Origin of the sequence: Aequorivita sp. 609, from assembly GCF_014212065.1 — a bacterium.
GTDB classification, from domain to species: Bacteria; Bacteroidota; Bacteroidia; order Flavobacteriales; family Flavobacteriaceae; genus Aequorivita; species Aequorivita sinensis.
This window is the reverse complement of the sequence record NZ_JACJVM010000002.1, coordinates 32,977-52,788: the sequence shown is the minus strand read 5'-3', so window position 1 is coordinate 52,788 and position 19,812 is coordinate 32,977. Positions and strand designations below refer to the sequence as shown.

Here is a 19,812-nt window from a genome sequence, read left to right as displayed (position 1 = left end):
TAATTACTATGAATTTACCATCAGAATTAAAGTACACTAAAGACCACGAATGGGTTAAAATTGAAGGAGATGTTGCAATAATAGGCGTTACAGATTTCGCTCAAAGTGAGCTTGGTGATATCGTTTATGTAGACATCGAAACCGTAGGTGATACACTTGATAAAGATGAAATCTTTGGATCTGTAGAAGCGGTTAAAACAGTATCAGACTTGTTCTTGCCGCTATCAGGTGAGATTGTTGAGTTTAATGAAAGCCTTGAAAGCGAGCCAGAGAAGGTAAATACAGATCCTTATGGCGAAGGCTGGATGATTAAAATGAAGTTTAGTGATGCTTCAGAGATTGAAAATTTGTTAGATGCTGATGCTTATAAAGAAGTAATTGGAGCGTAAGATTTTATTGTTTGTAGCTGTAGTTTATAGCTGTGCAGTAACAGCACTTTTTTTTCTACCTACTTACTTGCTTGTGCCTAATGAAAAAGTATCAAAAATAAATATCCCACATATTGATAAATGGGTTCACGGAATCATATTTTTTGTCCTAATTTATCTTTGGCAATGGTATTTTTATAAACATAAGAAACATAATCTAAGTGCCGTAACTATCACAGTTTTGCTTGTGATTTTAATGTTTTATGGCATAATAATTGAAGTATTTCAAGAACTGTCACCTGTTTCTCGATCTGGCGATGTCTTCGACTTTTTAGCAGATTTACTAGGTGCTTTATTAGGAATTTTAGTGTTTAAGATGTTTAAAGAAAAGTTTCATTCTTAAAATTTATAATAAGTTTTAAATTGAACGATAATTTATATATTTTAGCACCAAGTTAAACCCACTATAATGGAAACAAAAAAAAACCCAAAAGTTGATGTAGGCCGCAGAAGCACACTTTTTTTCCAAATTGGAATGATAGCGATGTTATTTCTTGCGTGGCAAGCAATAGAATGGAAAACCTATGATAAATCAGATCTAGACTACGGTCTTCTTGATGTAGGTGATGAATTGGAAGAAGAAATTCCAATTACCCAACAATTGACACCACCGCCACCGCCGCCACCGCCGCCACCTGCTCCAGAAGTTATTGAGGTTATGGAAGACGAAGTGGAAGAGGAAGAAACTGTAATCGAATCGACTGAAGTGAAACAAGATGAAAAAATTGTTGAGGTTAAGGAGATTGTAGAAGAGGTAGTAGAAGAAGAGATTGCTGATGTACCTTTCGCAGTTATCGAAAATGTACCGGTTTATCCTGGGTGTGAAAACGAAAGAGGAAATGACGCTAAGAAAAAGTGTATGTCTTCTAAAATTAGCGCCTTTATCAACAAGAAATTCGATACTAATCTAGCTTCAGATTTAGGTTTGGAAGGAAGACAACGTATCGCAGTTCAGTTTAAAATTGACAAAAGTGGGAAGGTAATTGATGTACGTGCTCGTGCTCCGCATCCAAGATTGGAAAAAGAAGCAGTGAGTGTTGTAAGATCTCTACCTGATATGACTCCGGGTAAACAACGTGGGAAACCAGTTGGGGTATTATACTCACTACCTATTGTTTTCGATATTCAATAATTGAAATTACATAACATTAAAAGCCTCGGTTTGCACAAGCAAATACGAGGCTTTTTCTTTTTGGCATAACAGTTGTATTTCATAATAATGTAACCCTTAAAAACCATTATTATGAAAACAACCGCAAAAAGTACTCAAAACAAAAGAGATGATAAGCGCGCTATAAGCATCAAGTGGAATTCAAGTTTGTTTTTCCAAATAGGTGTAATTGCGAGTTTGCTAATCGTTTTCATAGTGATGCAAACCAATTTTAAAGCTACTGCATCTGTGGTTGAGCCTGATACTTTTGATGGCTTAAACGAACCTCCTATTATTGATTATGTAATTGATGTAGATATTCCAAAGCCTGAAGCTCCAGTTGAAAAAGTTAAAGAAAAGCGAGTTCCAATTAAAAAAGTTGTAAAAACAACATCTTTTGAGGTTAAGCCGGATACTTCAACAGAAGTTGAAACTCCAATAGCTGAAACTGATCTCCCAGTTATTGAAGAGCCAAAAACTTCAGTAAGCACCCCTTCAGAACCGGTAGCTGAAGGTCCCAAGAATATTTTAAATGTTGAGTTTGTGCCGGTTTTTCCTGGTTGCGAAGTATTGAGTACAAATACTGAAAAGGTAGATTGTATGTCTTCTAAAATCAATTCTTTCATCAATAAAAATTTTAGAAAAGAGCTTTTAGAAGATTTGAATAAAAATGAAACACATAGAATTTATGTGAACTTCAAAATCGATTCAAAAGGGTACATTACCGATGTTAAAGCCAATTCTCATAATGTAAAATTGAAAAACGAAGCACAGCGAGTTATTGCTAATTTGCCAATGATGAAACCTGGTAAGCAGGGCGATAAATATGTAGATGTTTTGTACACTGTGCCTATAGTGTTTAAAATTAATTAATCAGTTATTATTAGATTTATAAGGCTCTCATTTTTAATGGGAGCCTTTTTTTATTCTTCTCATTCTAAAAAAAATGTATCTTTCGGTTTAAAATATATAAACTCCTATGAAGCAGGTTATTTTTCTTATTACATTTTGTTTTTCAATAGTGTCTTTTGCTCAAGTTACCTTAGCAAATTATGAGAAATATCCGGTTTTTGAAGAATGTGTACAAGTGGATGTTAATGCTTTAGAAAGCTGCTTTAAGACTACGCTGCAATCCTTCATTTTTAAGAATTTTGAAGTACCTGAAAAAGTGGTACAGGAAAATTATAAGGGTAATGTAAATGTGCTATTTGAAGTTACCAAAGAGGGAAAGTTTAAGGTTTTGTATGTAGATGGTATTTACGAGGAGTTAAAGGATGAAGCACGTCGTGTTTTTGAAATGCTTCCTCAAGTAAGTCCAGCAACTTATAATGGGGCGCCAACCTATGTACAATTTACGCTTCCTATTGCTATTCCGTTAATTGCACCTGGTGAAAATATAATTACTTCTAAAGCTATTGAGGAAAACGATTCTAGAGTTGCATTAATAAATGAATACGACGATATAAAAAACCTTCCTTATAATAATGAAGAGTATACAAGCAATATAAATATTCCGCTTTCTCATCATAACTATAGCTTGTTCGATGCTGCTATAAATCGAGTTGGATTAAATAGTCACACAGCACAAAAGCCATATATATACAGTGAAGTAAATAAGTATTACGATTTTGAAGCGGCCAATAAATTGTTGTCTAAAAACAAAAAGTCATGGTTCGGTCGGAAGTTTTGGGATGAACACTTAGTTACAATTAAGGGTAAAGATTATTGGATTACATTAGATGTTGGAGTTGATTTACAAGCAGGAAAAGATTTTGACGCCGATATTGATACGTATAATAATACTCGTTTGGTTTATACTCAAGGAGCGATTGGTAAAAAGTTAGGTTTCTTCGGAGTAATTTATGAAAGTCAAGGTCGTTTTGCAGACTACTTCAATAGATATGCGGAATCCATTCGTCCTGCGGGAGGGAATCCTGCAATCATCCCCGGTAGAGGAATAGCAAAAGGTTTCAAAACAGATTCTTACGATTATCCTATTGCAACTGGGCATATCTCTTATACTCCTTCAAAGTATTTTAATGTTCAATTAGGACATGGAAAAACTTTTTTAGGAGATGGCTATCGTTCATTGCTTACAAGTGATAATTCAAGTCCGTATCCGTTCTTTAAGATTAATACTACTTTTTGGAAATTGAAATATACCAACACTTGGATGTCGCTTCGCGATGTACGTCCAGAAGTTACTGAAAGTGGTTCGTTTAGGACAAAATATATCGCTAATCACTATTTAAGCTATAATATTACCAAACGTTTAAACATAGGTCTATTCGAATCAGTAGTTTGGCAAAATGATAACGATAGAGGTTTTGATGTAAATTATTTAAACCCAATAATTTTTTATCGAGCAATAGAGTTCTCTACTGGGTCTCGTGGTGGAAATGCACTTATAGGCTTAAGTGCGAAATACAAAGTGAACGATCGTATAAACGCTTATGGACAGTTTATCATAGATGAGTTTTCGAGTAGTGATGTGTTTGGTGGAAATGGAAGTTATAAAAACAAAACTGGCTATCAATTAGGACTGAAGTATTACGATGCTTTTGGTTTGAAAAACCTTTACTTGCAAACTGAATTTAACAGAGTTCGTCCTTATACCTATTCGCATAATTCAGTTATACTTAATTACGGACACAACAACCAATCCTTGGCGCATACTTTAGGAGCAAATTTCTCTGAGTTTATTGCAATTGCTCGTTATCAGAAAGGAAGACTATATGGTGATGCTAAATTTATAGTCGCTAAACGAGGATTTGAATTTAACACTGACGAGGATTCTAAGTTCTATGGAAGTGATATCTATGGTACAGAAGACGATCGTGTTTCAGAAAATGGTAACACTTTGGCTCAAGGAAATACAACAGATTTCTTTCACGCCGAATTACAAGCAGGATATGTTATAAATCCCGCAACCAACTTAAAGATTTACGGTAGTTTTATTTACAGAGATTTTAATCCGATGGTTAATACTGAAACTGTTTATGAAAATCAAACAAGTTGGATAAACTTCGGAATCCGTACCGATTTATTTAACTGGTATTACGACTTTTAAGGAGAAATAAATTTAGGAAAATTAGAAATTAATTTTTGCCTTTCGCAGCGTGCTTTTTCTTCATTTCCTCTATTTTTTCACGAGCTTTAGTATTTTTTTCATTGTTGCTTTCAGAACCAGCATTTTCTTTAGCAAATTCCGCATATAACATTTTTAAAAAACGCTCTCTATTGATAAAACCATCGCCATAGCCTTTATCGTCATACATCTGAGTTAAACTGGTATCAGCTAATACTTCTACTTCGGTTTTACTTAGTAGATATTGTTTAGCTACTTTTCTATAGGATATGCTTAGCATCTCCTGAAAATCTTTAAAATCGGAATAGCTTGCTATATTGCCATGGCCTGGAATTATTTTAGTGTCTTCGTTAATTACAAGAAGTGCTTTGTTTATAGCAGACATATACCCCTTAATACTTCCTCCGTTATTGGTATCGATAAAAGGATATTTCCCATTGAAAAACACATCGCCTGCATGTAGTACATTGCTTTTGGTGAAATATACCATAGCATCGCCGTCGGTATGCGCATTGTGAACGTGGAAAACATAAATTTTTTCACCGTTGAAGTAAAAAGTAAGGTCGTCTGAAAATGTAATTACTGGTAGCGACTCTTTTGGAGTTTTCTTTTTTTCTGCTTCCATGATGTCCTGAAGTCGAGAACGGACGTTTTCGTGTGAGAAAATTACTGTTCCAGTTTCCGCCATAGCAACATTTCCACCCGTATGGTCTCCGTGAAAGTGTGTGTTGATTAAAAAACGAACAGGTTTATCGCTTATTTTTTTAATGTCGTTTTGAATTTGTTCAACACCTTCAGCATATTGGTCGTCTATCATAAATATCCCGTCATCACCAAAACTTAAACCAATATTCCCTCCTTTGCCTTCAAGCATATATATATTGTTGCTGACCTTCAGCATCTTAGTGTTTATTTCTTGACCTGTATCGCTTTGAGCGTGGGCTGTAAATACCGAAAATAAAAAAGTGGCGCTTAAAATTATTTTTGATAACATATTTTTTTAGTTTGAAAATTAGTTCAAATTACTAAAAAAGCTGAAATAAAGCATTTCTTATCAAGAATAAATTGTGGAAAAATTACAGGAAGCGTATCTTTGCGCAGCCTTAAAAAAAATGAGTTTGTCTGTTACACATTCCCAATCATCTTTTCAGTCCGTAATCAGGAATTTTACTGAGATTACGAAACTGCGACTTTCTGTAAGTGTGGTTTTTTCATCTGTTGCGGGTTATCTTTTAGGCGCAGATTCTATAGACTTCTTTGTGTTATTTCTTTTGTGTTTAGGTGGTTATTGTATGGTTGGTGCTTCTAACGTTTACAACCAGATTATCGAGCGTGATTTAGACAAGCTAATGGATCGCACTAAAAACAGGCCACTTCCAGCTGGACAGATGAGTGTGCAGTCTGCATTTATATTGGCTATCGTACTTACAATTGCAGGTATAGGTTTGCTGTATTCTATAAACCCGATTACGGCCATGTTTGGGGCCGTGTCTATATTTATGTATGTTAGTTTGTACACGCCTTTAAAAACTAAAACACCATTGTCGGTTTTTGTTGGTGCTTTTCCAGGGGCAATACCTTTTATGTTGGGATGGGTTGCAGCAAGTGGAGAATTTGGTATAGAACCAGGGACATTATTTATGATCCAATTCTTTTGGCAGTTTCCACATTTCTGGGCTATTGGATGGTTTTTATTCGACGACTATAAAAAAGGAGGCTTCTTTATGCTTCCAAACGGAAAACGCGATAAAGGAACAGCAACTCAGGTTGTGTTGTATACTTTATGGACGGTTTTTGCATCGTTAATACCTGCATTCGGAATCACTGGAAAACTTTATTTAACTACAGTATCTGGTGTAATTATAGGGATTTTAGGAATTGGTCTATTGTACTATGCAATAAGACTTTATAAAGAAAAAACATCAAAAGCTGCAAAACAACTTATGCTAGCAAGTGTTAGCTATATTACTTTATTACAGATAATATTTGTTGCAGATAAGTTTTTGAGGTAAGTAGAAAGAAATAATTTCATTTTATAATAAATGATTGCCATATACTGATTTCAGTATTAATAAAAAATATGATGAGTTTAACAGAGGTTAGTGACGAGATTAAGGTAAACAGAGCAAAAAAGAATATGCTTTGGTTTGGTATCATTAGTTTAACAATGAGTTTTGCTGGTCTTACCAGTGCTTATGTAGTAAGTAAAGAAAGACCGGATTGGATTTCAAATTTTGAAATTCCACCAGCATTTTACATAAGTCTTGCTTTGATTCTTGTAAGTAGTTTTACAATTCACTTGGCGCTTAAAGTGATTAAAAAAGAGAAACACAGTATGGGTATGATCCTTTTAGTTTCAACGCTAATTTTAGGGATTTTGTTCATTGTATTTCAATTTGTAGGCTTTTCTGAAATAATCGATAGTGGATATAATTTTACAGGACCAACAAGTAATATTACTACCTCTTTTATTTATTTAGTGGTATTGCTTCACGTAGCACACGTTTTTGCAGGCTTAGTAAGTCTTTTAATTGTAATTTATAATCATTATAAACTAAAATATCAAAACGGGAAAACCCTTGGTGTTGAGCTAGCTGCAACATTTTGGCACTTTATAGATGTTGTGTGGATTTACCTCTTTTTGTTTTTATATTTCGTTAAATAAAAATTAAACGTATTTTTGAACCCTATTTAAAAACCAAATTCTTTTTATGGAAGCAACTGTTGTAAAAACAGGTACTGAAGGAAAAACCTGGGGAGGCGGAAATAACCCGCTAAAGGCCAGTTATGGCAAAATGATGATGTGGTTTTTTATACTATCAGATTCATTGACATTTGCAGGTTTCTTGGCCTCTTATGGAATGTCCCGTTTCAAATTTATTGATGCATGGCCAATCGCCGATGAGGTATTTACCCACTTTCCTTTTCTACACGGAGTAGAAGCGCCAATGTACTATGTGGCGTTTATGACTTTTATTCTGATTTTTTCTTCTGTAACTATGGTGTTAGCTGTAGATGCAGGTCAGAAAATGCAACAGAAAAAAGTTATTTTGTACATGTTCTTAACCTTAATTGGTGGTTTTGTGTTCTTAGGCTCACAAGCTTGGGAGTGGAAAACATTCATCAAAGGTGATTATGGAGCTGTTGAAACTAATGGACGTCAGATTCTTCAATTCTTGGATACAGATGGAAAGCGTGTAGCACTAGCCGATTTTGCTGCTGCTCAAACTGATAGTAGAGTAGAGCATACAAATGAAAGCGGTATATGGTACAAGAGTGAACCTGAATACAAAACTTCAGTTTCATTTGAACAAGTTAAAGAAGGATTTTTAGCTAATGAAAATCTACTTATAAGACTACCAAATAAAGATGAAAATGGACAGCATATTGTTTTGTCTAGAGAAGAATCTATTACTAAATTAGTTAATGATGGTAACTTAGTTGTTGAAGGGGCGAACCTTCGTCACAACGAATACGGGCACCCATTATTTGCTGATTTCTTCTTCTTTATTACAGGTTTCCACGGATTCCACGTTTCTATTGGAGTATTATTAAATCTAATTGTTTTCTTCAATGTTGTAATCGGTACTTACGAACGTCGAGGACATTATGAAATGGTTGAAAAAGTAGGTCTATACTGGCACTTTGTGGATTTAGTATGGGTATTTGTATTTACATTCTTTTATCTTGTATAAAATTATTAAAGTTTAACAATGGCACACGAACATAAATTAGAAATATTTAGAGGAGCATTAAAGTTCAAATCTAATGTATCCAAAATATGGGGAGTATTTATCTTACTTTCTATCGTTACAATAATTGAAGTTGCACTTGGTATTTTACGCCCTGAGGCTTTAGTTGGGAATAAGTTTTTAGCAATGAACTTGCTTAACTGGATCTTTATAATTCTTACAATAGTTAAAGCTTACTACATTACATGGGACTTTATGCACATGCGTGATGAAACAGTAGGCTTACGTCGAGCAGTAGTCTGGACAGGAGTATTTTTGATTGCTTATATAATCGTCCTAATCTTAATTGAAGGAGATTATATCTACGAAGTATATAAAAACGGTTTTATTAAATTTAATTTCTAATTGAACCTTTTAAGCATAAAAAAGCCCTCTTTTCGAGGGCTTTTTTATGCTTAAAAATTAACAGCTAAAACATTGTTTTACCTCCTTTTACCCTGTATTTTTGTAGTCTCATCTACAGCGTTACTTGTAGGAGTGATAAATTGTTCAGAATGAAAAAATATTTGGTCCTCGGCATACTGTTTATATTGCCAATTACGGTTTACATCTTTTTTGCAATGAGTACTAATTACTTTAAGCCATTGCCAATTTTAACCGAATCTGTTCAAGAACTAGATGGATTTAAAACTCTTGATGGTGAGCCTGTCCAACTAAAAGGAAGGATTACAGTTTTAGGCTTTTTTGGAAGTGATTTAGAAGTTCATAGAGCCTACGCTTATAACCTAGCTCATAAAATATACACCAAAAATCACAGCTTCAACGAATTTCAATTTGTGATTCTTTTGCCGGAAGGTACAGAAGATCAAGCTCGAAACGTTAGTGAAAAATTAGAACAAATTGCACCATTGGATTCATGGTTTTTTGCCTTTGGTACTAAGGAGAGCATCCATAATGTATTTAATTCGTTACAATCTAATTTATCATTAGATTCAAATTTGTCTACTCCATTTGTATTTATAGTTGATAAAGAAGGTAGTCTACGTGGTCGTAAGGAAGATGAGGAAGTAGGAGTTATGTATGGTTTCGATTCTAGTATTATTGCAGAAATCAATAATAAAATGAGCGACGACGTTAAAGTTCTTTTAGCTGAATACAGAAGAGCTTTAAAAAAATACGATGTAGATAGAGAGATTTAATTTAATAATAAAGCTGTTTTAATAAAACCAGTCATTAAATATTTTACAAGTGAAAAAAAATTATTCATACATAGGTATTTCTTTTATTATTTTAATTTTTGGAATTTGGGCCGTACCAAAAATTGTAGAGACTTTGTCCAAACCAGAGCTTGCAACCATAGGACCTGTTCCAAGTTTTGAATTCACAGATCAAAATGGAAAAACCATTACCAACAAAGATTATGAAGGGAAGGTTTATGTTGTAGAGTTTTTCTTCACAACTTGTCCAAGTATTTGCCCAATAATGAATGAGAATATGATAAAAATTCAAAATGAATTTTTAGGTAATCCTAAAGTGGGTATCGCCTCGTTTACAATCGACCCTGAACACGACACTCCAGAAGTACTTAAAACTTATGCCCAGAATACTGGTATTACCAAGCTTCAGTGGCATTTGCTAACAGGTGATAAAGACGATATTTTTAAACTTGCTAACGAAGGGTTTAATCTGTATGTAGGTAAAGGTTCAGAAGCAGAAGGCGGCTTTGAGCACTCTGGATATTTTGCATTAATCGATCAAGATGGGAATATCCGTTCTCGTATAGATGAATTTGACAATCCTATTATTTATTACGATGGATTAGAGGATAAGCAAATACAAATGTTAAAAGAAGATATTAAAGCACTTTTGTAAATAATGAATAATACAGTGAAGAAAAATAAGTATAACGTTTGGATTTGGATTTTATCTATTGCGATTCCTATAGCAGTTGCTGTTTTGTTTACAGTTAAAATTCCGGGTGTTGAAAGATTAGGCTTTTTGCCTCCTATTTATGCAACTATAAATGCTTTTACAGCTATACTTTTGGTTGCCGCAGTATATCAGGTAAGAAAAGGTAATAGAAAAGCTCACGAACGCTTAATGAAAACAGCAATTGGTTGCTCAGTATTGTTTTTGCTAATGTATGTGGCTTATCACATGACGTCAGACTCTACAGTTTATGGCGGCGAGGGAGTGATTAAGTATGTTTATTATTTTATACTTATAACGCATATATTGCTCTCAATTATCGTTATACCTTTTGTGTTGATTACATTTGTTCGCGCACTTTCTGGGGAGTTTTATAAACATCGAAAAATTGCGCGTATTACCTATCCATTATGGCTTTATGTAGCTGTTAGTGGGGTTATAGTTTATCTAATGATATCTCCATATTATTAAACACTGTGGATTTAATTGAATAAAAAAATGAAACTAAAGGTTCTATTAATATTAATACTTGTTTTTATAGTTGTTCTTCCTGCCGAAGCGCAATGCTCCATGTGTCGAGCAGTTTTAGAAACTGAAGACGGTGGGGGAGCTGCAAAAGGCATAAACAATGGTATTGTTTACCTAATGATCTTTCCTTACCTATTAGTTGGAGGGGTGGGCTATGTAATCTATAGAAGTCGTAAAAAAGCGCGTACTCAAGATAAAGCTTAGTTTTTTTAATTTCTATTGTAACAAGGAGCGGTTTTTAATGTCTAATTAAAGACCGAAAGTCTTAATTGATTTAAGTCTTAACATGATATTCGTTATTTTAATAACGATTTTCAAGTTTTGTAATTCAATATATTTTCAAAATGATAGAAATTAAAAACCTTCACAAATCATATCACATGGGGAAAAATTCACTCCATGTTTTAAAAGGCATCAACTTTACAGTTTCTGAAGGTGAAATGGTTTCTATAATGGGCTCTTCCGGTTCAGGGAAGTCTACATTGCTCAATATTCTGGGTATCTTAGATGAAGCAGATGAAGGAACTTACACACTTGATGGTACTCTTATAAAAAACCTAAATGAAAGGGTAGCTGCTCGTTACCGAAACAAATTTCTTGGTTTTATTTTTCAATCTTTTAATCTTATCAATTACAAATCTGCATTAGACAATGTAGCAATGCCTCTTTATTACCAAGGTGTAAAACGAAATATTCGAGTTGAAAAAGCGATGCATTACCTAGAGAAAGTAGGGTTGGCAGATTGGGCTACACATTTACCAAATGAACTTTCTGGTGGTCAAAAACAACGTGTGGCGATAGCTAGAGCTTTAGCAAGCGATCCAAAAGTGCTACTAGCAGATGAACCAACAGGTGCTTTGGATACTAAAACTTCTTACGAAGTAATGGAGCTCATTCAAGGTATCAACGATGAAGGAAAAACTATTCTGATAGTCACTCATGAAGATGACATAGCGCATATGACTAAGCGAATTGTAAATCTAAAAGATGGCTTAATTATAGACGACTCCATTGTTACACAGGTACGCGCAAAAACCAACAATTATGTTTAATCTGGAACGCTGGCAGGAGATCTTTGAGGCAATTCGAAAAAATAAATTGCGAACCTTTCTTACGGGTTTATCTGTAGCTTCGGGTATTTTTATTTTGGTTATTCTCCTCGGAATTGGTCAAGGAATGCAAAATGGAGTACAGCAGCAATTTGAAAGTGATGCTACCAATAGGATTAGTGTATGGACAAATGTAACTTCAGTTGAATATAAAGGTTTAAATCCAGGTCGAAGAATAGAAATGGATAATCGTGACTATGACCTAGCAGTAAATAAAAATGAAGATAAAATTGAATACAAATCCGGTGTTTACAGTAGATGGGGACAATTAACAACCTTTAAAAAAGAAAGCGGGAGCTATCGAGTAGAAGGAGTTCACGGGGATTATCAATTTTTAGAAAATGAAACTCTTGTTGTTGGTAGATATATAAATCAAGGAGATGTAAATAACTACGAAAAACATGCTGTAATAGGAAACCAAGTGTATCTCGACCTTTTTAAAGGAAAAGATGCTTTGGGTGAATACATCGATGTTGCTGGAATAAAATTTAAAGTAGTAGGTGTTTATAGTGACCCAGGAGGGGAACGCGAAGAAACCCGAATATTTATTCCCATTTCAACGGCACAACGTGTATATAACGCTGGAGATAAACTTCGGTCCTTAGCTTTTACCTTAGAAAAACACGATAGCTATGAAGATGCTTTAGCGGCTTCGGAAGCTTTTTCTGCGCAATTAGAAGCCGATTTAAAAACTAAGCATACAATTGCTCCAACTGATGATAGGGCTGTAAACGTGAACAATTCCTTAGAAAACGCTAAAAAGTTCTACGACTTGAATAAAATGATACGCTGGTTTTTCTGGGGTGTTGGAATTTGTACCATTATTGCTGGAGTTGTAGGAGTGAGTAACATTATGCTAATTATCGTAAAAGAGCGTACAAAAGAAATAGGCATCCGAAAAGCAATTGGTGCAGAACCTTGGTCGATTATAGGAATGATTCTACATGAGTCCATATTTGTAACAGCAATCGCAGGTTTCATAGGGCTTATATTTAGTTTGTTTCTCCTTCAGATAGTCGGACCCTTTATTGAGATGGACTATATTAAAAACCCTTCAGTAGATTTTTCAGTAGCGATAACAACTGTGATAATTCTTGTAATTGCGGGTGCAATTGCAGGCTTTTTTCCAGCATACCGAGCAGCAAATATTAAACCCATAGAAGCTTTGCGAGATGAGTAAGATATTAAGCAAAGATAGTTGGACAGAGATCATCGAGGCTTTAAGTAGCAATTGGTTTAGGGCGGTTATGACCGCTTTTGGTGTGCTTTGGGGTATCTTCATCTTAGTAATCCTTCTTGCGGCTGGAAACGGCTTAGAAAACGGTATAAGGCAGGGATTTAATGGGATGGCTACAAACTCAATGTTTATGTGGACCCAAACTGCTTCTCAGCCCTATAAAGGTTTGCCTAAAGGACGACGCTATAATTTTAAAACCGACGATGTTCCAGCGATAAAGCAAAGTGTAGAAGGTTTACAATTTGTTTCTCCTCGAAATCAATTAGGTGGCTTTAGAGGAAGTAATAACGTAGTAAGAGGTCTTCAAACAGGAGCATTTAATGTTTATGGAGACTATCCTGAAATTATCCAACAGCAACCTATGGATATTACATCAGGTAGATTCATCAATTATTCAGACATTCAGGAAAAACGAAAAATCGCAATTATAGGAAGTGGGGTGAAAAGTGCCTTATATGATTCAGGTGAAGAAGTTATCGGTTCGTACATTAAGATTAACGGAGTGAACTTTATGGTTGTAGGAACCTATAAAAAGAAAGGAAGTAACGGCGACCCAGAAGAGATGCAAAAGGAAATTTATGTACCATTTACAGCTTTTTCACAAGCGTTTAATATGGGAGATATTGTAGGTTGGATGGCGATAACCGCGAAAGATGGGTACTCAATTACAAACTTGAAAGAACAAATTTTTGATGTTATCAAAACTCGTCACACCATTAACCCCAAAGACGATCGCGCAGTAGGAAATTTCGATCTTTTTCAAGAATACACTAAGTTAACAGGCTTGTTTTCTGCTCTAAATTTTGTAGCCTATTTTGTGGGTATATTAGTGTTGCTATCTGGTATTATTGGTATTAGTAATATAATGCTAATTGTAGTAAAAGAACGCACAAAAGAAATAGGTATCCGTAGAGCTTTGGGGGCAACTCCTTGGAGTATACGTGCTCAAATTTTATTAGAGTCGATATTTTTAACCATTGTTTCAGGAATGGCAGGCATTGTTTTAGCAACTGCAGTACTTTGGTTTGTGAATTATCAACTCGATGGTATGGATACTTCAGAAATGATGTTTATAAACCCATCAGTGAATATAGGTGTAGTGTTTATCGCTTTAACGATTTTGATTGTATCTGGGCTTTTAGCTGGTTTAATCCCTGCTCAAAATGCAATAAAAATAAAACCTGTAGAAGCCTTAAGAACGGAATAGAACTTTAAAAATGAAATTAATAACAAATAATAAAGTTGAAGAAATTCCCGAGACTTAATTGAAACAATGTATTTCAATGGCTATGATGTATCACAAATTAAAACACTTGCCATTATTAGGAGTATAAAATAAAATATGAAATTAAATCAACATCGATACCAATGAAAAAATCAAAAACCATAATCATCCTTGCCACAATAGCGATATTGTTTTTGGCTTCAATGTATTGGCTGTATAGTAAAAATATTGAAGATCCGGTGGTTTACGAAACTGAAAAACCCGCAATAGGCACTATTTTAAAAAAGACTGTCGCAACAGGAAGCATAGTTCCCAAGGAGGAGGTATTAATAAAACCTAATATTTCGGGAATTATAGATCAAATATTTGTTGAAGCCGGTGAAGTGGTTAAATCTGGCGATTTAATTGCAAAGGTCAAAGTTGTACCGAATGTTTCGTCACTTAATAGTGCAAAAAGCAATATAAACAATGTTCGTACTCAAGTAGAAACGGCTCGCCTTGCTTTTGAAAATCAGAAAAACATCTACAATCGTCAAAAGGAACTGTTTGAAAAAGGAGTGATTTCTGCAAATGAATTTGATAACGCTCAATTAGCATACAATCAAGCTCAACAGAGATTAAAGCAAGAACAAGTGGGCTTAACGGCTGCAAATCAAAATTACGACATCATCAGAACTGGAACCACTACAGGAATGGGAGCCTTGGCTAATACTGAAATTCGAGCTACGGTATCTGGGATGATTTTAGATGTTCCTGTAAAAACCGGAAATCAAGTAATTGAATCGAATAACTTTAACGACGGGACAACTATTGCAACCATAGCCGATGTTGATAAAATGATTTTTGAAGGTAAAGTAGATGAAAGTGAAGTTGGAAAAATAAAAGAAGGTCTACCTCTTGAAATTACAGTTGGAGCACTTCCAGATGAACTTTTCAATGCGGAATTAGATTATATCGCACCAAAAGGTGTAGATGAAAATGGAGCTATTCAGTTTGAGATAAAAGCTACAATGAAAAGCTTAGATACCTCCAAAGTATTTATTCGTGCTGGATTAAGTGCTAACGCTTCAATAATCTTAGCTAAAGCTGAAAATGTTCTGACCATAAAAGAAGCTTTGGTTCAATACGATCCAAAAACACAAAAACCTTTTGTAGAAATTATGGTTGGAGACCAAAAGTTTGAAAGAAAAGATGTTGAGTTAGGTATAAGTGATGGTATAGATGTAGAAGTAAAAAGTGGCGTTTCCGAAGATGATGCTATTAAAGTATGGAATCAATTAAAACCTGCAGATAGATAAAATAGTAAAGGGTAAATGCATTGTATAACTATAGGATACCTTTGCTTCAAATTATTACGTACTAAAAACTTATAAAAATTTAAATTTCATAATTTTTGTAACGCAATAGCAATACAAAAGACTTATTCAGTAATAGAAAAATTTATGAAAAAGATAGTAATCCCATTTCTTTTATTGATTTGTAGCATTTCCTTAAATGCTCAAACCAAACAATGGACACTTCAGGAATGTGTAAACCACGCCTTAGAAAATAATATTTCAGTAAAACAAAGTCAGTTAGACTTAGAGTTTACCGAAGCTGATAAATTACAAGCTATTGGTAATTTTTTACCTAGTTTAAATGCCAATGCTTCAGCATCAAAAAACACAGGACTTAGTTTAAACCCAACAACTAATCAATTAGAAAATACAACTCTTGGTTCTGCCTCTGGAGCTATTAATGTAGGATATACACTTTTTGATGGTTTAAGGAACGTACGTCAATTACAACGAGCGAAACTTTCAGAACTTGCAGCACAGTATCGTTTAGACAAAATGAAAGATGATATTGCTTTGGCTGTAGCAAACTCATATTTGCAGGTATTATTAAATAAGGCAAACTTAGAAGTTATAAAATCGCAAAATGAGGTTACCCTTCAACAGTTACAAAGGACTAATGACCTTGTAGATGCGGGAGTGCTTCCTCGTGGAGATCTTTTAGAAATAAAAGCAACTGATGCCGGTGAAAAACAAAGAATTGCTATTTCGGAAAACAACGTAAAAATTTCACTAATTAGTTTAGCGCAATTATTATTGATTAAGGATTACTCTAGTTTTGATATAGCCGAAGAAGAATACAATATTATCGATGGCGGAATTGCAGATAAAGATGTTTCAGAAATTATTAAAAGTGCGAAAGAAACACGCTCTGAAGTAAAAATTGCTCAAAAAAATGTAGAGCTTGCCGAAAAGGATTTACAGATTTCTAGAGGAAGTTACTACCCTACGCTTTCAGCTTTTTTTGGTTATAATACACGTTATGCAGATAATGACCCGCTTGAACGCGATTTCGTGGAGCAGTTGTATTTGAACGATGGAATAGGTTATGGTTTACAGCTAAATATCCCTATATTCAATGGATTTGCAGCACGTAGTGGGGTAATGAGAAGTAAAGTAAATTTAAAGAATACTGAATATCAATTAGAGCAGGCACAGCTTGATCTTGAGTCTAATGTTTACCAAGCCTATGTAGATGCGAATGGTGCATTAAAAGCTTATGAAGCTGCTACAGTTGCAATGGAATCGCAAGAATTAGCATATCAATATGCAAAAGATCGCTATGATGTTGGTTTAACCAATGCTTTCGATTTTAGTCAGTCGAAACTGAGATATGACAATGCTAAAATTGAAGAAAACAGAACTAAATTTGAGTATATTTTTAAATTAAAAGTTTTGGAATTGTATTTTGGCGTTCCAGCAAGTGAATTAAAATTTTAAATATGAAGAAAAAAACACTTATTTGGATTGTTGTAGCGGTTGTCCTGCTTATAGTTTTATTGATTTTCGGGAAAAAAGCTGGCTGGTTTGGAAAATCAGGCGATTTCAAAGAGGTTGAAATAACTCAAATAGAATTATTAGACATCACTGAAACTGTTGCTGCAACTGGGAAAATTCAACCTGAAGTGGAAGTGGCACTTTCTTCAGAGGTTTCTGGTGAAATTATTGAGCTTCCTATTAAAGAAGGTCAAACGGTTGAAAAAGGAGATCTTTTGGTTAAAATTAACCCAGACCTTATTCAAGCTGCGGTAAGCCAATCCCAAGCTGGACTTCAGAATGTAAGAGCGCAATTAGCACAAGCCGAAGCTAGTAAAATGAATGCCCAATTAACCTATGAAAGAAATAAGACGCTTTTTGAAAAAGGCGTGATTTCTAAGTCTGAATGGGATAAATCTGTTACAGATTTCGATATGGCTAAAGCAAATGTGAAAGCTGCTTATTACAGTGTACAAAGTGCTGCTGCCAACGTTAAACAATCGGTAGATAACCTTTCAAGAACGACAATTTATGCTCCAATGAGCGGAACAATTTCAAAATTGTCTGTAGAACTAGGGGAAAGAGTAGTGGGTACAGCTCAAATGGCAGGTACAGAAATTGTTCGTGTTGCAAACTTACAGAAAATGGAAGTTGAGGTTGATGTAAACGAAAACGACATTGTAAAAGTATCGGTTGGTGACTCAACTATGGTTGAAGTTGATGCGTATTTAAAAAGAGAGTTTAAAGGTGTGGTTACTGCAATTGCAAATAGTGCTGAAAATGCTTTAACAGCCGATCAGGTAACTAATTTTAAAGTTAAAGTTAGTATTCTTCCAGAATCATATAAGGATCTAACTGAAGGAAAGCCAGAAAGCTATTCTCCGTTCCGTCCTGGAATGACTGCTACAGTAGATATTATCACAAATAAGAAACGAAATGTAATTGGAGTTCCAATTAGTTCAATTGTTGTTAAAACTGATACATCAGATACTAGAAAACCAAAGACTAGTGAAGTAAAATCGAATACCGAAAAGTTTGAAGCGGTTTATGTGAAAGAAGGGGATCAGGCTAAGTTAAGAGTTGTAAAAACAGGTATTCAGGATGAATCAAATATTGAGATTCTTTCTGGTTTAAAAGAGGGTGAAACTGTTATTACTGGTCCATATACTACTGTAACTAAATTACTAAAGCAAGGTGATAAAGTTGAGGTTAGTTCAAATTCAAAGAATAACTAAAAAATGGCAATAATTCTCTGCATAGAAACGGCTACAACTAATTGTTCTGTTGCACTTTCAATAGATGGTGAAGTAAAAGCTATAAGGGAAGAAAACAATCTAAAATATTCGCATGCCGAAAAACTTCACGTTTTTATTGATGAAGTTATAAATGAGGCAAATATTGAAAAATCTAATTTAGACGCAATTGCCGTTAGTAAAGGCCCTGGGTCTTACACAGGCTTGCGAATTGGTGTTTCTGCAGCTAAAGGCCTGTGCTTCGCGCTAGATATACCTTTAATATCTACACTTACCTTGGAAGTGTTGGCACAGCAAGTTAAGTGCGAAGACTGCTTTATTATTCCTTTGCTAGATGCTAGAAGAATGGAGGTTTACTCTGCTGTTTTTAACGCTGAGAAAAAGCAAATAAAAGATACTAAAGCGGAAATTATCGATGAAAATTCTTTTGCTGAATTTCTAAATGAGAAAAAAACAGTTTTCATTGGTGATGGTTCAGCAAAATTTGAAGCAATTTGTAATCATAACAATGCAGAGTTTCATAAAATAACACATCCTTCATCAGCTGAAATGGCTAGTTTGGCAGAGGCTAAATATAAAATAGGCGACACTGAAAGCGTCGCCTATTTTGAACCTTATTATTTAAAAGAATTTCTTTTAAATTAATTTCGATTTATAAAAGAGAATCGAAATGTTGAACAGCTTTTATTAAATCAGCTTCTTTGTCAAGGTCTAATTTGTTTTCCTTGATAAAAGCTTTCATTTCAGTCTTTTTCTTATCCATCATTTTAAGAATCCTAGACTTGTTGCTCGGCATTTCTAGGAAGGTTCCATCTTCTACTAAATAATACTTCACATTTTTTGAAAATGAAGGTTTAGTGTCTGTTTGGTAATTATTACGTGCTTTTTTTGCTTCGTTAAACTTTGATGTCACTTTTTTGTAGAGATCATAGTTTTTTCCGTCGCTTAGCACATTAAAATAACCACCTTTTTCATTACTACCCTGGTAAGGCACGAATAGATAAATGTCTCTACCAATTTTTACAAATACTTCTGGATCTTTAATTAAGGCTCCATAATTTTTGTCGGTAGCGTGTTTTTTAATTTCTATTTCATCGGCGAAAGCATTATAACGCATAAGAACTTTAGACTTCATTAAATCTTCCCCTTGGAAAATAGAGCCCTCTAAGAAATTAGGATTTGTATAAGCGTCATCTACTATAGACTCAAACTCGGCTTCAGTTAATCCAAAAGCCAATGCTTTTTGATTTATATCTATAGTAGTAGCATACATATCGAAACTAGTGCTTGCGCGTTGTGCAAATAAAGGACTTGCAGTAAGGGCAATTAGTCCTATTAACAATATTTTTTTCATGATTTATTA

At 34.4% G+C, this 19,812-nt stretch carries 22 protein-coding genes; 20 read left to right on the top strand and 2 right to left on the bottom strand.

Going from position 1 to position 19,812, the window contains the following annotated elements:
- The first annotated feature begins 8 nt into the window (after window positions 1-8).
- The 5 genes from gcvH to H4O20_RS00285 all read left to right on the top strand — a co-directional run bounded on the left by gcvH (window position 9) and on the right by H4O20_RS00285 (window position 4,648).
- Window positions 9-389 carry a glycine cleavage system protein GcvH gene (gcvH, locus tag H4O20_RS00305; protein ID WP_139855562.1) on the top strand — a complete coding sequence of 127 codons (381 nt, stop codon included), beginning with the start codon at window positions 9-11 and terminating at the stop codon, window positions 387-389.
- Entirely contained in the window at window positions 379-771 is a 393-nt protein-coding gene (locus H4O20_RS00300) for a VanZ family protein (protein WP_165146208.1), read from the top strand. The genes gcvH and H4O20_RS00300 overlap by 11 nt, the downstream gene beginning before the upstream one ends.
- A gap of 66 nt (window positions 772-837) precedes the next feature.
- Entirely contained in the window at window positions 838-1,560 is a 723-nt protein-coding gene (locus H4O20_RS00295; protein ID WP_139855560.1) for an energy transducer TonB, read from the top strand.
- Window positions 1,561-1,671: 111 nt separating this feature from the next.
- Entirely contained in the window at window positions 1,672-2,451 is a 780-nt protein-coding gene (locus H4O20_RS00290; RefSeq protein ID WP_139855559.1) for an energy transducer TonB, read from the top strand.
- 106 nt (window positions 2,452-2,557) lie between these two features.
- The gene (locus tag H4O20_RS00285) at window positions 2,558-4,648 is read left to right on the top strand and encodes a gliding motility protein RemB (protein WP_185097903.1); all 2,091 of its coding nucleotides are present in this window, start codon (window positions 2,558-2,560) and stop codon (window positions 4,646-4,648) included.
- 28 nt (window positions 4,649-4,676) lie between these two features.
- Here H4O20_RS00285 and H4O20_RS00280 read toward each other — a convergent pair whose 3' ends face one another.
- Window positions 4,677-5,660, bottom strand: a complete 984-nt coding sequence (locus H4O20_RS00280; protein WP_139855557.1) for an MBL fold metallo-hydrolase — start codon at window positions 5,658-5,660, stop codon at window positions 4,677-4,679.
- Window positions 5,661-5,778: 118 nt separating this feature from the next.
- Between H4O20_RS00280 and cyoE the strand changes: the two genes are divergently transcribed.
- The 15 genes from cyoE to tsaB all read left to right on the top strand — a co-directional run bounded on the left by cyoE (window position 5,779) and on the right by tsaB (window position 19,094).
- Window positions 5,779-6,678 carry a heme o synthase gene (cyoE, locus tag H4O20_RS00275; RefSeq protein WP_139855615.1) on the top strand — a complete coding sequence of 300 codons (900 nt, stop codon included), beginning with the start codon at window positions 5,779-5,781 and terminating at the stop codon, window positions 6,676-6,678.
- A 71-nt stretch (window positions 6,679-6,749) separates the two neighbouring features.
- Window positions 6,750-7,331 (top strand): cytochrome c oxidase subunit 3, encoded by a 582-nt coding sequence (locus H4O20_RS00270; protein WP_139855614.1) that lies wholly within the window; start codon window positions 6,750-6,752, stop codon window positions 7,329-7,331.
- Window positions 7,332-7,377: 46 nt separating this feature from the next.
- Window positions 7,378-8,361: a cytochrome c oxidase subunit 3 gene (locus H4O20_RS00265; protein WP_139855556.1), complete on the top strand. Its 984-nt coding sequence runs from the start codon at window positions 7,378-7,380 to the stop codon at window positions 8,359-8,361.
- 18 nt (window positions 8,362-8,379) lie between these two features.
- Window positions 8,380-8,763 carry a cytochrome C oxidase subunit IV family protein gene (locus tag H4O20_RS00260; RefSeq protein WP_139855555.1) on the top strand — a complete coding sequence of 128 codons (384 nt, stop codon included), beginning with the start codon at window positions 8,380-8,382 and terminating at the stop codon, window positions 8,761-8,763.
- Window positions 8,764-8,912: 149 nt separating this feature from the next.
- A complete protein-coding gene (locus H4O20_RS00255) occupies window positions 8,913-9,557 on the top strand; it encodes a hypothetical protein (RefSeq protein ID WP_139855554.1) in 645 nt (214 codons plus the stop codon).
- Window positions 9,558-9,606: 49 nt separating this feature from the next.
- Complete coding sequence (locus tag H4O20_RS00250; RefSeq protein WP_139855553.1) at window positions 9,607-10,230, top strand: SCO family protein; 624 nt, start codon at window positions 9,607-9,609, stop codon at window positions 10,228-10,230.
- Window positions 10,231-10,233: 3 nt separating this feature from the next.
- A complete protein-coding gene (locus tag H4O20_RS00245) occupies window positions 10,234-10,758 on the top strand; it encodes a DUF420 domain-containing protein (RefSeq protein ID WP_139855552.1) in 525 nt (174 codons plus the stop codon).
- Between the two features lie 27 nt (window positions 10,759-10,785).
- The gene (locus H4O20_RS00240) at window positions 10,786-11,019 is read left to right on the top strand and encodes a hypothetical protein (protein WP_139855551.1); all 234 of its coding nucleotides are present in this window, start codon (window positions 10,786-10,788) and stop codon (window positions 11,017-11,019) included.
- A 140-nt stretch (window positions 11,020-11,159) separates the two neighbouring features.
- Entirely contained in the window at window positions 11,160-11,867 is a 708-nt protein-coding gene (locus H4O20_RS00235) for an ABC transporter ATP-binding protein (protein WP_139855550.1), read from the top strand.
- Complete coding sequence (locus H4O20_RS00230) at window positions 11,860-13,104, top strand: ABC transporter permease (protein WP_185097902.1); 1,245 nt, start codon at window positions 11,860-11,862, stop codon at window positions 13,102-13,104. The genes H4O20_RS00235 and H4O20_RS00230 overlap by 8 nt, the downstream gene beginning before the upstream one ends.
- Window position 13,105: 1 nt before the next feature.
- Window positions 13,106-14,368 carry an ABC transporter permease gene (locus H4O20_RS00225; protein ID WP_185098001.1) on the top strand — a complete coding sequence of 421 codons (1,263 nt, stop codon included), beginning with the start codon at window positions 13,106-13,108 and terminating at the stop codon, window positions 14,366-14,368.
- A gap of 161 nt (window positions 14,369-14,529) precedes the next feature.
- Window positions 14,530-15,684 carry an efflux RND transporter periplasmic adaptor subunit gene (locus H4O20_RS00220; RefSeq protein ID WP_139855548.1) on the top strand — a complete coding sequence of 385 codons (1,155 nt, stop codon included), beginning with the start codon at window positions 14,530-14,532 and terminating at the stop codon, window positions 15,682-15,684.
- A gap of 144 nt (window positions 15,685-15,828) precedes the next feature.
- Window positions 15,829-17,160 carry a TolC family protein gene (locus H4O20_RS00215; RefSeq protein ID WP_139855547.1) on the top strand — a complete coding sequence of 444 codons (1,332 nt, stop codon included), beginning with the start codon at window positions 15,829-15,831 and terminating at the stop codon, window positions 17,158-17,160.
- 2 nt (window positions 17,161-17,162) lie between these two features.
- Window positions 17,163-18,431, top strand: coding sequence for an efflux RND transporter periplasmic adaptor subunit (locus H4O20_RS00210; protein ID WP_185097901.1), 1,269 nt, complete (start codon window positions 17,163-17,165; stop codon window positions 18,429-18,431).
- A gap of 3 nt (window positions 18,432-18,434) precedes the next feature.
- The gene (tsaB, locus tag H4O20_RS00205; protein ID WP_139855545.1) at window positions 18,435-19,094 is read left to right on the top strand and encodes a tRNA (adenosine(37)-N6)-threonylcarbamoyltransferase complex dimerization subunit type 1 TsaB; all 660 of its coding nucleotides are present in this window, start codon (window positions 18,435-18,437) and stop codon (window positions 19,092-19,094) included.
- A gap of 7 nt (window positions 19,095-19,101) precedes the next feature.
- Here tsaB and H4O20_RS00200 read toward each other — a convergent pair whose 3' ends face one another.
- On the bottom strand, window positions 19,102-19,803 hold the full coding sequence (locus H4O20_RS00200) for a hypothetical protein (protein ID WP_139855544.1): 702 nt from the start codon (window positions 19,801-19,803) through the stop codon (window positions 19,102-19,104).
- Window positions 19,804-19,812 lie beyond the last annotated feature (9 nt).